A 13,726-nucleotide genomic window follows, 5' to 3' on the forward strand; every position below is an offset into this window, starting at 1 on the left:
TAAAACGAAAAAAGCTCCGTTACCGGAGCTTTTATTAGCATAGCGTTAACCGATTGTCATCAGGCTTGCGTTGCCCCCGGCTGCGGCGGTGTTGACGCTGAGCGAACGCTCAACGTACAGACGCTCCAGCAGCAGATTCGTTTCACCGCGGGCGAAGCCCTGCACCGAAACAATCGCCCCTTCGCGGGCCGCAACCTCTTCGCAGAGTTCACGCAGCTGGTCAGAGTCGCCGTGGTAAATCACCGCATCGAACGGCTGGCGGGCCAGCTCCTCTTGTTTTGCAAAGTGGATCCGCTCGCTGACCGCCTTAGGCAGCTGTTTGGCCATGTCGCGGTGCAGGCCATCTTCTGGCCACAGCACTTCACAACCCGTTGCCAGCGCACCGGCCAGCTGGACCAGGGCATCCTGCTCGTTATCCGCCACACAGAGCACACGCTCACGCGGCATCAGCGTCCAGGTGTTGCGCTCGCCGGTTGGGCCCGGAAGCAGACGCTGCGTACCGGCCTGCGCCAGCTCGCCATACTGCAGGCACAGGGCATGCAGTTCCGGGCGTTTCTCTGCCCAGGCTGCCAGCGCCTCCAGCGGATGGGTAAGGACGGTTTTCACCTGGGTGTCCACCGCGTACTGCGCATCCTGACGCGCCAGGGTTACACCCAGTGCGTTCTCCGGGCGGTTCGCCAGCAGACGATAAAGGTACATTGGACCACCGGCTTTCGGACCGGTGCCCGACAGGCCTTCACCGCCAAACGGCTGCACGCCGACCACAGCACCGACCATGTTGCGGTTGACGTACAGGTTGCCCACTTTGGCGCTGCCCGTCACCTGCGCGATGGTTTCGTCGATACGGGTATGCACGCCGAGAGTCAGACCGTAGCCGGAGGCGTTGATCTGTTCAATCAGCGCGGCAAGGTTATTACGGCTGTAGCGCACCACGTGCAGCACCGGGCCGAAGACCTCTTTTTTCAGCTCATCGAAGCTGGCGAGCTCAATCAGGGTCGGTGCCACGAAGGTACCGGTTTTCCACTCACGGGCGTCGTCGCTATTTTCACGGACGGCCTGGTAGACCGGGCGGCCTTTAGCACGCATCGCCTGAATGTGATTTTCAATGTTGGCTTTCGCTTCGGCATCGATGACCGGCCCGATATCGGTGGTGAGACGACCCGGGTTGCCCATGCGGCACTCGGCCATCGCACCACGCAACATTTTCAGCGTATGGTCGGCAATGTCGTCCTGCAGGCAGAGAACTCGCAGGGCGGAGCAGCGCTGACCCGCGCTGTCGAAGGCGGAGGAGAGCACGTCTACCACCACCTGTTCGGTCAGGGCAGAAGAGTCGACAATCATGGCGTTCATGCCGCCGGTTTCCGCAATCAGCGGCGTCGGGCGGCCCTGTGCGTCAAGACGGGTAGCAATGTTGCGTTGCAGCATCGAGGCCACTTCAGTGGAGCCGGTAAACATCACGCCGCGCACCCGAGTGTCGGCGGTGAGCTGAGCACCGACGGTTTCACCGCGTCCTGGCAGCAGCTGCACCACGCCCGGCGGCACGCCCGCTTCCAGCAGAATAGAGATGCCCTGAGCCGCAATCAGCGGGGTTTGCTCAGCCGGTTTTGCCAGCACGCTATTGCCTGCGGCCAGCGCGGCGGCAATCTGGCCGGCGAAGATCGCCAGCGGGAAGTTCCACGGGCTGATACAGACGACCGGCCCCAGAGGACGGTGCGTTTCGTTATCGAAATCATCGCGCACCTGACCTGCATAGTAGTGCAGGAAATCGACCGCCTCACGCACTTCGGCGATGGCATTACTGAAGCTCTTGCCCGCTTCGCGCACCAGGATGCCAATCAGTTGCTGCATCTGGTCTTCCATCAGCACCGCGGCGCGCTCCAGAATGGCGGCACGTTCCTGCGGCGGGGTGGCGAACCAGATCGGGGCGTTATTCACTGCGCTATCCAGCGCCTGGTTAACTTCCTCTTCGGTGGCTTCACGCACATAGCCAACAATATCTTTTGGCTCTGCCGGGTTGAGCACCGGCTGCATATCACCGTCAGTCACCGGCTGTTCGAGGATCGGTTTGGCCTGCCATTTATGCAGGGCGCTGTTGAGCAGGGAAGAGGAGAGGGAGGCCAGACGGTGTTCGTTCGCCAGGTCCAGACCCGCGGAGTTGACGCGACCTTCGCCGTACAGATCGCGCGGCAGGGCAATTTTCGGATGCGGCAGGCCAACCTGACCCTCCTGCGCGGCCATCTTCTCTACCGCCTGTACCGGATCGGCCACCAGCTCATCCAGCGGCAGGGTGGTATCGGCGATACGGTTAACGAAGGAGGTGTTAGCACCGTTTTCCAGCAGACGACGAACCAGATACGCCAGCAGCGTTTCGTGGGTGCCGACCGGAGCATAAATGCGGCATGGACGGTTGAGTTTTCCTTCCGCCACTTTACCGGTGACCTGCTCGTACAGAGGCTCACCCATACCGTGCAGACACTGGAACTCATACTGACCCGGGTAGTAGTTCTGCCCCGCCAGCTGATAAATCGCCGCCAGCGTGTGCGCGTTGTGGGTCGCAAACTGCGGGTAGATCAGATTGGGCACGCCAAGCAATTTTTTCGCGCAGGCAAGGTAAGAGACATCGGTATACACCTTGCGGGTATAAACCGGGTAGCCTTCCAGCCCTTCCATCTGGGCACGTTTGATTTCGCTATCCCAGTAGGCGCCTTTCACCAGACGGATCATCAGGCGGCGACGGCTGCGCGAAGCCAGGTCAATCAGGTAATCAATGACGAACGGACAGCGTTTCTGGTAGGCCTGAATAACAAAGCCGATCCCGTTCCAGCCCGCCAGCTCTGGCTCAAAGCACAGTTTTTCCAGCAAATCTAATGAGATCTCCAGACGATCGGCCTCTTCGGCGTCGATGTTAATGCCGATGTCATACTGCCGCGCCAGCAGGGTCAGGGATTTCAGACGGGGATAGAGCTCTTCCATTACGCGGTCGTACTGCGCGCGGCTGTAGCGCGGGTGCAGCGCCGAAAGCTTAATGGAGATACCCGGGCCTTCATAAATGCCGCGCCCGTTGGAGGCTTTACCGATGGCGTGGATCGCCTGCTGATAAGAGACCATATAGGCCTGCGCATCGGCGGCGGTCAGGGCCGCTTCGCCCAGCATATCGTAAGAGTAGCGGAAGCCTTTGTCTTCCAGCTTGCGGGCATTCGCCAGCGCTTCGGCGATGGTTTCGCCGGTCACAAACTGCTCGCCCATCAGGCGCATCGCCATATCCACGCCTTTGCGGATCAGCGGTTCGCCGCTTTTACCGATAATACGGTTAAGGGAGCGGGAGAGGCTGGCTTCGTTGTGGGTAGAGACCAGGCGACCGGTAAACAGCAGTCCCCAGGTGGCGGCATTAACAAACAGCGACGGGCTGCGGCCAATGTGTGACTGCCAGTTGCCGTTGCTGATTTTGTCGCGGATCAGGGCATCGCGGGTGGCTTTGTCCGGAATACGCAGCAGCGCTTCGGCCAGGCACATCAGGGCGACACCCTCCTGAGAGGAGAGGGAGAACTCCTGCAGCAGGCTCTGCACCATGCCGGCACGGCCGCTGGCGGTTTTCTGATTACGCAGCTTCTCGGCCAGCTGGTATGCCAGGTTATGCGCCTGAGTCGCAATCGGCTCGGGCAGGCGGGCCTGCTCCAGCAGCATCGGCACGGCGTCGGTCTCTGCACGGCGGTAAGCGGCAGTGATGGCGGCACGGCTGACAGACTGCGGCAGGATCTGCTCGGCGAACTCCAGGAAGGGCTGATAGCTCTCTTCCGCTGCGTCGGCCGTCTCGTCGCCCTCGTTAGCGGCGCCGTTTAGCAGGGCCGGCAGCTCCGGTAACCCCTCTTCGCTCTCCAGTCGCTCCAGATAATTAAAAATAGCCTGCTTAATTAACCAGTGCGGCGTGCGGTCAATGCGGGTCGCCGCGCTCTTAATCCGTTCGCGGGTTGCGTCATCCAGCTTAACCCCCATGGTGGTCATGCCCATGCCAAAACTCCTGTTGTTCTTTAATGATGTTCTAACGTTTCGAGAAATATCCACCATGTTGCAACTTTGTGCAACCGTGTTAATTGTGACAGGGCTTGCAAGCTGAAAAATGAATGGATTGTTAATGACTGGTTAGCTGAAAAAATAGGTAGCCGGCGGCGGCTAAGGCCAGTTTTTATGCGGTGCTTAACACTTTTACAAGGTGCAACCCGTAAAAGCGTGAGCGAGTGCAACCTATAGGAAAGACCTATAAATTCTGGGATGAATTCGGTGTAAATGCAGTGTTAAATCGTTTGTGTGCGAGCACTGCTTACGGCAGGATACGCGCGGCCAACAGAAATAGAGATCATCATCACGTTCCGATGATGCAATAACAAGACAATCCGGATGATTGTCGCAGAACATTTGCGGAGTAGTTATATGGCAATAAGCACACCGATGCTGGTGACCTTCATCGTTTATATTTTTGGCATGATCCTTATTGGCTTCCTGGCCTGGCGATCTACCAATAGCTTTGATGATTATATTTTAGGTGGCCGCAGTTTAGGGCCGATGGTGACAGCACTCTCAGCGGGCGCCTCCGACATGAGCGGCTGGCTGCTGATGGGCCTGCCGGGCGCCATCTTCATCTCTGGTATTTCAGAAAGCTGGATCGCGATTGGTTTGACCGTCGGGGCCTGGATCAACTGGAAGCTGGTGGCGGGCCGTCTGCGCGTGCATACCGAAGCCAACAACAATGCGCTAACCCTGCCGGACTACTTCACTGGCCGCTTCGAAGATAACAGCCGCGTGCTGCGCATCATCTCGGCGGTGGTAATTCTAGTGTTCTTCACCATCTATTGTGCTTCCGGCATCGTGGCCGGTGCGCGTCTGTTTGAAAGCACCTTCGGTATGAGCTATGAAACCGCGCTGTGGGCCGGTGCCGCAGCGACCATCCTCTATACCTTTGTCGGTGGGTTCCTGGCCGTCAGCTGGACTGATACCGTGCAGGCGAGCCTGATGATCTTCGCCCTGATCCTGACGCCGGTCATTGTGATTATCACCGTGGGTGGGTTTGGCGATTCGCTGGAAGTGATTAAGCAAAAAAGCATTGAAAACGTCGATATGCTGAAAGGGCTTAACTTCGTCGCTATCGTCTCCCTGATGGGCTGGGGGCTGGGCTATTTCGGTCAGCCACACATTCTGGCGCGCTTTATGGCGGCGGATTCTCACCACACCATCGTGCATGCGCGTCGTATCAGCATGACCTGGATGATTCTCTGCCTGGCGGGTGCCTGTGCAGTAGGCTTCTTCGGTATCGCTTACTTCAATAACAATCCGGCGCAGGCGGGCGCGGTGAACCAGAACGCCGAGCGCGTATTCATTGAGCTGGCGCAGATCCTCTTTAACCCATGGATTGCCGGGATTTTACTGTCCGCTATTCTGGCCGCGGTGATGTCCACCCTGAGCTGCCAGCTGCTGGTCTGCTCCAGCGCCATTACTGAAGATCTCTATAAGGCTTTCCTGCGTAAAGGGGCAAGTCAGAAAGAGCTGGTATGGGTAGGGCGCTTTATGGTGCTGGTGGTGGCGCTAATTGCCATTGCGCTGGCGGCAAATCCGGATAACCGCGTACTGGGTCTGGTGAGCTACGCCTGGGCGGGCTTTGGTGCCGCTTTCGGCCCGGTAGTCCTCTTCTCTGTACTCTGGTCGCGTATGACCCGTAACGGCGCGCTGGCGGGGATGATCATCGGTGCGGTTACCGTTATCGTCTGGAAACAGTTCGCCTGGCTGGGCCTGTACGAAATCATCCCGGGCTTTATCTTCGCCAGCCTGGGTATTGTGATCTTTAGCTTGCTGGGCAAAGCGCCATCTGCGGCCATGCAGAAACGCTTTGCTGAAGCGGATGCCCATTATCACACGGCACCGCCGGTTAAGCTGCAGGCGGAATAAGCCTGACGCACGCTCTCTAAGCCGGGTACGCCCGGCTTTTTTATTGCTAAATTTTCTGTTTTACGTTGATATCTCGGGGCTTATAACAATGAGGATAGCAACCATGATGTTCAAAACAGGGTTAATGGCAGGCACACTTTTACTGCTGGCTGGCTGCAGCGCACCGTCGCAACATGCGGCGGTAGCGGAATGTAAAGCCGATAACCAGATGCAGCAAACCACGCTCTATTTCGGGCTTAACCGCCCGGCAGGGGCAGAGATTACCGGTGCGGAGTGGCAACAGTTTGTCGATCAGGACGTTACCCCACGTTTTCGTGATGGCTTAACGGTGTTTGATGCACGTGGGCAATGGCTGGGGAACGACGGGAAAGTGGCGCGGGAGCCGAGCAAGGCGCTGATGCTGATTCACGGTAAAGACGCGCAGAGTGAGAAAAATATTGAGGCACTGCGGGGGATTTATAAATCACGCTTCGCCCAGGAGTCGGTGATGCGTATTGACCAGCCGGTGTGCGTCCAGTTTTAACGAAAAACGGCGGGATACCCCGCCGTCAAGATTTACAGCACCAGGCCGGCAAAGCTCGCCGAGAGCAAGCTCACCAGCGTCGCACCGTAGACCAGGCGCAGGCCGAAGCGTGATACCACGTTGCCCTGCTGCTCGTTCAGCCCTTTAATTGCCCCGGCCACGATACCGATAGAGGCAAAGTTGGCGAACGAAACCAGGAACACCGACAAAATGCCCAGCCCCCGCGGCGTCATCTCCGCGGCAATTTTTTGCAGCTCGATCATCGCCACAAATTCGTTCGCCACCAGCTTGGTGGCCATAATGCCACCTGCGTGCAACGCATCGCTAAGCGGGATGCCTACCAGCCAGGCCAGAGGATAAAACACATAGCCCAGGATCTGCTGGAAGCTTAAACCAAAGATGCTGGAGAAGAGGGCGTTGACGGCGCTAATCAGTGCAATAAAGCCAATCAGCATCGCCAGAATAATCATCGCCACCTTAAAGCCGGCCAGAATATACTCTCCGAGCATTTCGAAGAAACTCTGGGATTCGTGCATCTTTTCCAGCTTAATATCCGGCTCAGCTTCCGGGCGCGTCGGATTAATGACCGACAGAATGATAAAGGTGCTGAACATATTCAGAATCAGCGCCGCCACCACATATTTGGCCTCCAGCATCGTCATATAGGCGCCCACGATCGAGAGCGAGACGGTCGACATGGCCGTGGCCGCCATCGTGAACAGACGACGGGAGGAGAGATCGCCTAACACCCCTTTATAAGCAATGAAGTTTTCTGACTGGCCGAGCGTAAGAGAGCTGATCGCGTTAAACGACTCCAGCTTACCCATGCCGTTCACTTTTGCCAGCGCGCTACCCAGCAGGCGAATAAAGATCGGCAGAATGCGCCAGTGTTGCAATATCCCAATCAGGGCGGAGATAAAGACGATGGGGCAGAGCACGCCAAGGAAGATAAAGGCCAGCCCTTTGTCACCCATACCGCCAAAGACAAAGTTGGTGCCCTCGGCGGCATATTTCAGCAGCGTTTCAAAGAAGCCCGAAACATATTTAATAATGAACAGGCCGCTTTCGGCATGCAGGAAAAAGAACGCCAGCGCTATTTCGATCACGATGAGCTGTAAAATATAGCGGATACGAATTTTACGGCGATCGAAACTGACCAGCCACGCCAGCGCCAGGATAACCACCAGGGCCAGCAGGAAGTGCAAAATAGTAGACATATTTAATAATCAGCAGGTTTTCGAGGCGCACATTTAGCCACAGCCGCGTTTAAGGGTAAATGGACTTTTATTCATGAGCTTATAAAGCCGTTAGTTAACAGGGTAATGATTACCCTGCAAGGGGTTTACATCCTGTCATCAAAACGCCGCATATTTCGCTTGTATTTCTTCATGCCGTAATGATAATCACTATCACAAGAATTTACCTTTCTTTGCATCAATTGACGGCGATAAACATTTAAGGTGTCGGCATGTTTGTTCCATTTCTCATTATGTTACGTGAAGGCCTTGAAGCGGCCTTAATTGTCAGTCTTATCGCCAGTTACCTGAAACGCACCCAACGCGGGCGCTGGATTGGGGTGATGTGGATTGGGGTTTTCCTCGCCGCAGCGCTCTGCCTGGGGCTGGGCATTGCCATCAACGAAACCACCGGCGAGTTTCCGCAAAAAGAGCAGGAGTTATTCGAAGGCATCGTGGCGGTAATTGCCGTGGTGATCCTCACTTGGATGGTGTTCTGGATGCGTAAAGTGTCCCGTAACGTCAAAGTTCAGCTGGAGCAGGCGGTCGATAGCGCCCTGCAGAAAGGCAATCATCACGGCTGGGCGCTGATCATGATGGTCTTTTTCGCCGTCGCCCGCGAAGGGCTGGAGTCGGTCTTTTTCCTGCTGGCGGCATTCCAGCAGGACGTAGGTATCTGGCCACCGCTCGGCGCTGTACTGGGGCTGGCGACCGCCGTGGTGCTCGGTTTTCTTCTCTACTGGGGCGGCGTGCGTCTCAACCTCGGCGCTTTTTTCAAATGGACCAGCCTGTTTATCCTGCTGGTGGCCGCCGGGCTGGCAGCGGGCGCTATCCGCGCTTTCCACGAGGCCGGGCTGTGGAATCACTTCCAGGATGTGGCTTTTGACCTGAGCACTATCCTCTCTACCCACACACTGGCGGGAACGCTCCTCGAAGGCATCTTCGGTTATCAGGAGACGCCGAGCGTCAGCGAAGTGGCGATCTATTTTATCTATCTTATTCCGGCGCTGGTGCTGTTTTTCATGCCATCACGCCCCAGCACGCAACCGACGCGGACTGCGCTGTAACGTGCTTTATTTAGTTACAACATACTTATTAACGGGAAGGGTCATGGCTATTCAATTTCGTCGTACCGCGTTACAGGCAGGTATTGCCGCGCTGTTGTCCTCTGCGTTTTATGTGCAGGCTGCCGATATTCCACAGGTGAAAGTCACCGTCAATGACAAGCAGTGTGAGCCGATGACCCTCACGGTCAATAGCGGCAAGACCCAGTTCCTCATTCAGAACCATAGCCAGAAAGCGCTGGAGTGGGAGATCCTGAAAGGGGTGATGGTTGTGGAAGAGCGTGAGAACATTGCCCCAGGCTTTAGCCAGAAGATGACGGCCAACCTGGAGCCGGGTGAGTATGAGATGACCTGTGGCCTGCTGACCAACCCGAAAGGCAAGCTGATTGTTAAAGGCGGTGCCACTGCCGAGGCGGCGAAAGGGGAGGCCTTACTAAGCCTGGGCGACGCCATCACCGCCTACAAAGCTTATGTGACGAAAGAGACCGCCGACCTGGTCGCCAGGACCAAAGCCTTCACCGATGCGGTGAAAGCGGGCGATATCGAAAAGGCCAAATCGCTGTATGCGCCGACCCGTCAGCATTACGAACGTATTGAACCTATCGCTGAGCTCTTCTCCGACCTCGACGGCAGCATCGACGCCCGTGAAGATGATTACGAGCAAAAAGCGGCCGATCCTAAATTCACCGGCTTCCACCGTCTGGAAAAGGCGCTGTTTGGCGATAACAGCACTAAAGGGATGGAGCACTATGCCGATCAACTCAATAGCGATGTGCTGGAGCTGCAAAAACGCATCAGCGAGCTGGCATTCCCGCCATCTAAAGTCGTGGGCGGCGCGGCAGGTCTGATTGAAGAAGTCGCGGCCAGCAAAATCAGCGGTGAAGAAGATCGTTACAGTCATACCGACCTCTGGGACTTCCAGGCGAACGTGGAAGGCGCGCAGAAGATTGTCGACCTGCTGCGTCCTCAACTGCAAAAAGAGAACAGCGCGCTCCTGACGAAGGTGGATGCCAACTTCAAAAAAGTGAACACCATTCTGGCGAAATACCGCACCAAAGACGGCTACGAGACCTATGAAAAGCTGACCGAGGCGGATCGTAATGCCCTGAAAGGACCGATTACTACTCTGGCGGAAGATCTGGCTCAACTGCGCGGCGTGCTGGGTCTGGATTAAGCATCATGAACAAGCACGATGAGTACGACGTTGCCCAGCCTTCGCGGCGTCGGTTGTTAAAAGGGGTCGGCGCGCTTGGCGGCGCGCTCGCTCTGGCAGGGGGTTGCCCGGTAGCGCATGCGGCAAAACCGCAAAGCGCGCCGGGGACGCTCTCCCCGGATGCACGCATGGAGACGCAGCCGTTCTTCGGTAAACATCAGGCGGGTATTCTTACGCCGCAGCAGGCATCGATGATGCTGGTGGCTTTTGATGTTCTGGCCAGCGATAAAGCCGATCTGGAGCGTCTGTTCCGGCTGTTAACGGCCCGTATCGACTTCCTGACGACGGGCGGCCCGGCCCCCGATACCCAGAATACACGCCTGCCGCCCATGGATTCCGGTATTCTGGGGGCCTATATTGCCCCGGATAATCTGACCATTACCGTCTCGCTGGGCGAATCGCTGTTTGATGCACGCTTTGGTTTGCAAAAGCTGAAGCCTAAGGCGCTGCAAAAAATGACGCGCTTCCCGAACGATTCGCTGGATGCCGCCTTCTGTCATGGTGATGTCCTGCTGCAAATTTGCGCCAACACCCAGGACACGGTGATCCACGCGTTGCGCGATGTGATCAAACATACTCCGGACCTGCTGAGCGTGCGCTGGAAACGGGAAGGGTTTATCTCCGATCACGCGGCGCGCAGTAAAGGCAAAGAGACGCCGGTTAACCTGCTCGGTTTTAAAGACGGGACTGCCAACCCCGACAGCAGCGACAATGTGCTGATGAACGAGGTGGTATGGGTCACAGCGGATCAGGGCGAACCGGCCTGGGCCGTAGGCGGCAGCTATCAGGCGGTGCGTATCATTCAGTTCCATGTGGAGTTCTGGGATCGTACGCCGCTGAAAGAGCAGCAGACCATCTTTGGCCGCGACAAACAGAGCGGGGCGCCGCTGGGAATGAAAAACGAGCACGATGTGCCGGACTACGCCCGCGATCCCGACGGGGAGACTATCGCCCTCGATAGCCATATTCGTCTCGCCAATCCTCGCACCAAAGAGACCGCCTCCAGCCTGATGATGCGCAGGGGATACAGCTACTCGCTGGGCGTGACCAACTCGGGGCAACTGGACATGGGGCTGCTGTTTGTCTGTTATCAGCACGACCTGAATAAAGGCTTTTTAACCGTACAAAAGCGGCTAAATGGCGAAGCGCTGGAAGAGTATGTGAAGCCCATTGGCGGCGGCTATTTCTTCGCCTTACCGGGCGCCCTGGATAAAAATCACTACCTCGCTCAGGGTTTACTCGAAGCCTGAATAACTCTCCCGCATCGTGGTGCGGGAGAGCTTTTTTTACTATGATCTTCCTGATGTTATAATTTTGTAATAATTCTGAATGACACTGTGGTCTGCTGCAGGGCGACTCTGAAAGTTGCATTCAGGTAAAATAAATGTTGCATTTGTTTTAAATCCTGATGTACTTATTCTAGGAAAGCGGTAAATCCCGGCAGTGATGTCTTTCACTATGGAGATCGCGAATGGTAGGGTCCTGTACTGGACAAGGTAAACGCAATAACCGCAGCACCCGACGCGGAGGCTTAGACTCCGACAGCGATTTCTTCACCACAAAAAACGCCCCCACCAACGTAAATCATGATTTTTCCCACGTGCCGAACGGTGCGCGTAGCCGTTCGGCAATGTCCAACAACCAGGCAAGCTATGGCTTAAAAGGAAGCCAAACCTCAGATGTTTGTGCGCATAATCGCGCCGGCAACGGCGTGTGTGATGAATACCAACAACTCAAGGTGCTATCCATGGGAAGACAAAAAGCAGTGATCAAAGCTCGTCGTGAAGCAAAACGTGTGCTGAGACGAGATTCACGCAGCCATAAACAGCGTGAAGAAGAATCGGTCACCTCGCTTGTGCAGATGAGTGGCGTTGAAGCAATTGGCATGGCAAGGGACAGCCGTGATCTTACTCCTGTTGTGGCACGCAATGACGCTCAGGCGCAGTACCTGAATGCTATTGAGAGAAAATCGCTTATCTTTGCAACTGGCGAAGCCGGATGCGGTAAAACCTGGATAAGCGCCGCCAAAGCGGCGGAGGCTCTGATCCATAAGGACGTAGACAAGATTATTGTTACTCGTCCTGTGCTGCAGGCCGATGAAGACCTGGGCTTCCTGCCAGGCGATATCTCGGAGAAGTTTGCGCCTTACTTCCGGCCGGTTTACGACGTGCTCGTTAAACGGTTGGGCGCTTCCTTTATGCAGTACTGCCTACGACCAGAAATTGGCAAGGTAGAAATCGCGCCGTTCGCCTATATGCGCGGACGTACATTTGAAAATGCGGTTGTGATTCTCGACGAGGCTCAGAACGTGACCGCTGCGCAAATGAAGATGTTTTTAACGCGCCTCGGGGAGAACGTGACGGTCATCGTTAACGGTGATATTACGCAGTGCGATTTGCCGGCGGGCGTTCCGTCGGGATTAAGCGATGCGCTGGCACGTTTTGAGGAAGATGAGATGGTGGGTATTGTCCGCTTCACAAAAGACGATTGCGTACGATCGGCTTTGTGTCAGCGAACGTTGAATGCGTATTACTGAGTTCGCTGTTCTGTTCAAGGCCCGGGAAACCGGGCTTTGTTTTTTTGGGAGGGGGATAGATTCGCTGCGCGCTCAGTCTGTCCAACTGGCTGCGCCAGTTGTCGAACCCCGGTCGGGAGTTCTCATCCCCCCTGCGGAGAATATAAAAGAAAAGAGCCCGTACTTTCGTACGAGCTCTCATCTCGAATATGGCGGTAAGGGGGGGATTGACTCGCTGCGCTCGCCCTTCGGGCAGATTCCTCGCAGGCTCGTCATCTGTCCAACTGGCTGCGCCAGTTGTCGAACCCCAGTCGGGGTTTCTCATCCCCCCCGCAGGCGTGCAATATGCGAAAAAAAAGCCCGTACTTTCGTACGAGCTCTTTCTCAAATATGGCGGTGAGGGGGGGATTCGAACCCCCGATACGTTGCCGTATACACACTTTCCAGGCGTGCTCCTTCAGCCACTCGGACACCTCACCATATTGTTTTGCTGCCTGACCACGTGGGGGGCAACGGGGCGCTACTATAGGGAGATGGGCTAAATCGGTCAAGCAGATTTTATAATTAATGGTTTGTTCGGTTAAGCAATAATCAGCTCCATCGTTTTTATCGTTGTGGAGCGGGCTGTTGACGCTGTGAATGGGCGTAGTTGGATGGAGCCGGTTGCCGAACCCCGGTCGGGGGTTCTCATCCCCCCCTGGCGGAGAATATAAAAGAAAAAAGCCCGTACTTGCGTACGAGCTCTTATCTCGAATATGGCGGTGAGGGGGGGATTGACTCGCTGCGCTCGCCCTACGGGCAGCCTGTTCGCTTCGCTCCCAGTCTGTCCAACTGGCTGCGCCAGTTGTCGAACCCCAGTCGGGAGTTCTCATCCCCCCCGCAGGCGTGCAATATGCGAAAAAAAAGCCCGTACTTTCGTACGAGCTCTTTCTCAAAATATGGCGGTGAGGGGGGGATTCGAACCCCCGATACGTTGCCGTATACACACTTTCCAGGCGTGCTCCTTCAGCCACTCGGACACCTCACCATATTGTCATCCCGTTGTTGCTTGGACGGGCGCTAATGTAAGGAAAACCCGAACGGTCGTCAACTCACTTTTTCAGTAATTTAGCGCGTTCATACAAACTTCAAGCAATATGCTTCCTAATTGTTCTGAAAGCGCCTCTTTTATCAGCAACGCAGCAGCCGCATTTATTTGTTATGCTGGCAATCCAGTTGAAAATGAAAATAAAACAGCGC

The 13,726-nt window shown here is 55.9% G+C and carries 8 protein-coding genes, 2 tRNA genes and 1 other RNA gene; 6 read left to right on the forward strand and 5 right to left on the reverse strand.

The window, feature by feature from the left end; all coding sequences use genetic code 11:
* Positions 1-45 precede the first annotated feature (45 nt).
* Positions 46-4,008 (reverse strand): trifunctional transcriptional regulator/proline dehydrogenase/L-glutamate gamma-semialdehyde dehydrogenase, encoded by a 3,963-nt coding sequence (gene putA, locus JZ655_RS07635; RefSeq protein WP_207293446.1) that lies wholly within the window; start codon positions 4,006-4,008, stop codon positions 46-48.
* 420 nt (positions 4,009-4,428) lie between these two features.
* Here putA and putP point away from each other — a divergent pair, with 420 nt between their 5' ends.
* Positions 4,429-5,937 (forward strand): sodium/proline symporter PutP, encoded by a 1,509-nt coding sequence (gene putP / locus JZ655_RS07640; RefSeq protein WP_207293447.1) that lies wholly within the window; start codon positions 4,429-4,431, stop codon positions 5,935-5,937.
* A 103-nt stretch (positions 5,938-6,040) separates the two neighbouring features.
* The gene (locus JZ655_RS07645; protein ID WP_207293448.1) at positions 6,041-6,460 is read left to right on the forward strand and encodes a DUF3574 domain-containing protein; all 420 of its coding nucleotides are present in this window, start codon (positions 6,041-6,043) and stop codon (positions 6,458-6,460) included.
* Between the two features lie 32 nt (positions 6,461-6,492).
* On the opposite strand, the gene JZ655_RS07650 is transcribed toward JZ655_RS07645, so the two are convergent.
* Positions 6,493-7,677, reverse strand: coding sequence for a NupC/NupG family nucleoside CNT transporter (locus tag JZ655_RS07650; RefSeq protein ID WP_046886632.1), 1,185 nt, complete (start codon positions 7,675-7,677; stop codon positions 6,493-6,495).
* 251 nt (positions 7,678-7,928) lie between these two features.
* Here JZ655_RS07650 and efeU point away from each other — a divergent pair, with 251 nt between their 5' ends.
* From efeU to phoH, 4 genes are all read left to right on the forward strand, one after another.
* On the forward strand, positions 7,929-8,762 hold the full coding sequence (gene efeU, locus JZ655_RS07655) for an iron uptake transporter permease EfeU (RefSeq protein ID WP_207293449.1): 834 nt from the start codon (positions 7,929-7,931) through the stop codon (positions 8,760-8,762).
* Positions 8,763-8,805: 43 nt separating this feature from the next.
* Positions 8,806-9,933, forward strand: coding sequence for an iron uptake system protein EfeO (gene efeO, locus JZ655_RS07660; RefSeq protein ID WP_207293450.1), 1,128 nt, complete (start codon positions 8,806-8,808; stop codon positions 9,931-9,933).
* Positions 9,934-9,938: 5 nt separating this feature from the next.
* Positions 9,939-11,222 carry an iron uptake transporter deferrochelatase/peroxidase subunit gene (efeB, locus tag JZ655_RS07665; RefSeq protein ID WP_207293451.1) on the forward strand — a complete coding sequence of 428 codons (1,284 nt, stop codon included), beginning with the start codon at positions 9,939-9,941 and terminating at the stop codon, positions 11,220-11,222.
* A 497-nt stretch (positions 11,223-11,719) separates the two neighbouring features.
* The gene (gene phoH, locus JZ655_RS07670) at positions 11,720-12,508 is read left to right on the forward strand and encodes a phosphate starvation-inducible protein PhoH (protein WP_040078532.1); all 789 of its coding nucleotides are present in this window, start codon (positions 11,720-11,722) and stop codon (positions 12,506-12,508) included.
* Between the two features lie 189 nt (positions 12,509-12,697).
* On the opposite strand, the gene JZ655_RS07675 is transcribed toward phoH, so the two are convergent.
* The 3 genes from JZ655_RS07675 to JZ655_RS07685 form a co-directional block, all read right to left on the reverse strand.
* A non-coding RNA gene (locus JZ655_RS07675) (RtT sRNA) lies at positions 12,698-12,833 on the reverse strand.
* Between the two features lie 45 nt (positions 12,834-12,878).
* Positions 12,879-12,966, reverse strand: a tRNA-Ser gene (locus tag JZ655_RS07680).
* Between the two features lie 460 nt (positions 12,967-13,426).
* A tRNA-Ser gene (locus JZ655_RS07685) sits at positions 13,427-13,514 on the reverse strand.
* Between the last annotated feature and the right edge of the window lie 212 nt (positions 13,515-13,726).

The organism is Leclercia pneumoniae, from assembly GCF_017348915.1.
Taxonomy (GTDB): Bacteria; Pseudomonadota; Gammaproteobacteria; order Enterobacterales; family Enterobacteriaceae; genus Enterobacter; species Enterobacter pneumoniae.

Coding starts and splice junctions, on each gene's coding strand:
- putA (WP_207293446.1), bottom strand. CDS start 4,008: ATGGGCATGACCACCATGGGGGTTAAGCTGGATGACGCAACCCGCGAA.
- putP (WP_207293447.1), top strand. CDS start 4,429: ATGGCAATAAGCACACCGATGCTGGTGACCTTCATCGTTTATATTTTT.
- JZ655_RS07645 (WP_207293448.1), top strand. CDS start 6,041: ATGATGTTCAAAACAGGGTTAATGGCAGGCACACTTTTACTGCTGGCT.
- JZ655_RS07650 (WP_046886632.1), bottom strand. CDS start 7,677: ATGTCTACTATTTTGCACTTCCTGCTGGCCCTGGTGGTTATCCTGGCG.
- efeU (WP_207293449.1), top strand. CDS start 7,929: ATGTTTGTTCCATTTCTCATTATGTTACGTGAAGGCCTTGAAGCGGCC.
- efeO (WP_207293450.1), top strand. CDS start 8,806: ATGGCTATTCAATTTCGTCGTACCGCGTTACAGGCAGGTATTGCCGCG.
- efeB (WP_207293451.1), top strand. CDS start 9,939: ATGAACAAGCACGATGAGTACGACGTTGCCCAGCCTTCGCGGCGTCGG.
- phoH (WP_040078532.1), top strand. CDS start 11,720: ATGGGAAGACAAAAAGCAGTGATCAAAGCTCGTCGTGAAGCAAAACGT.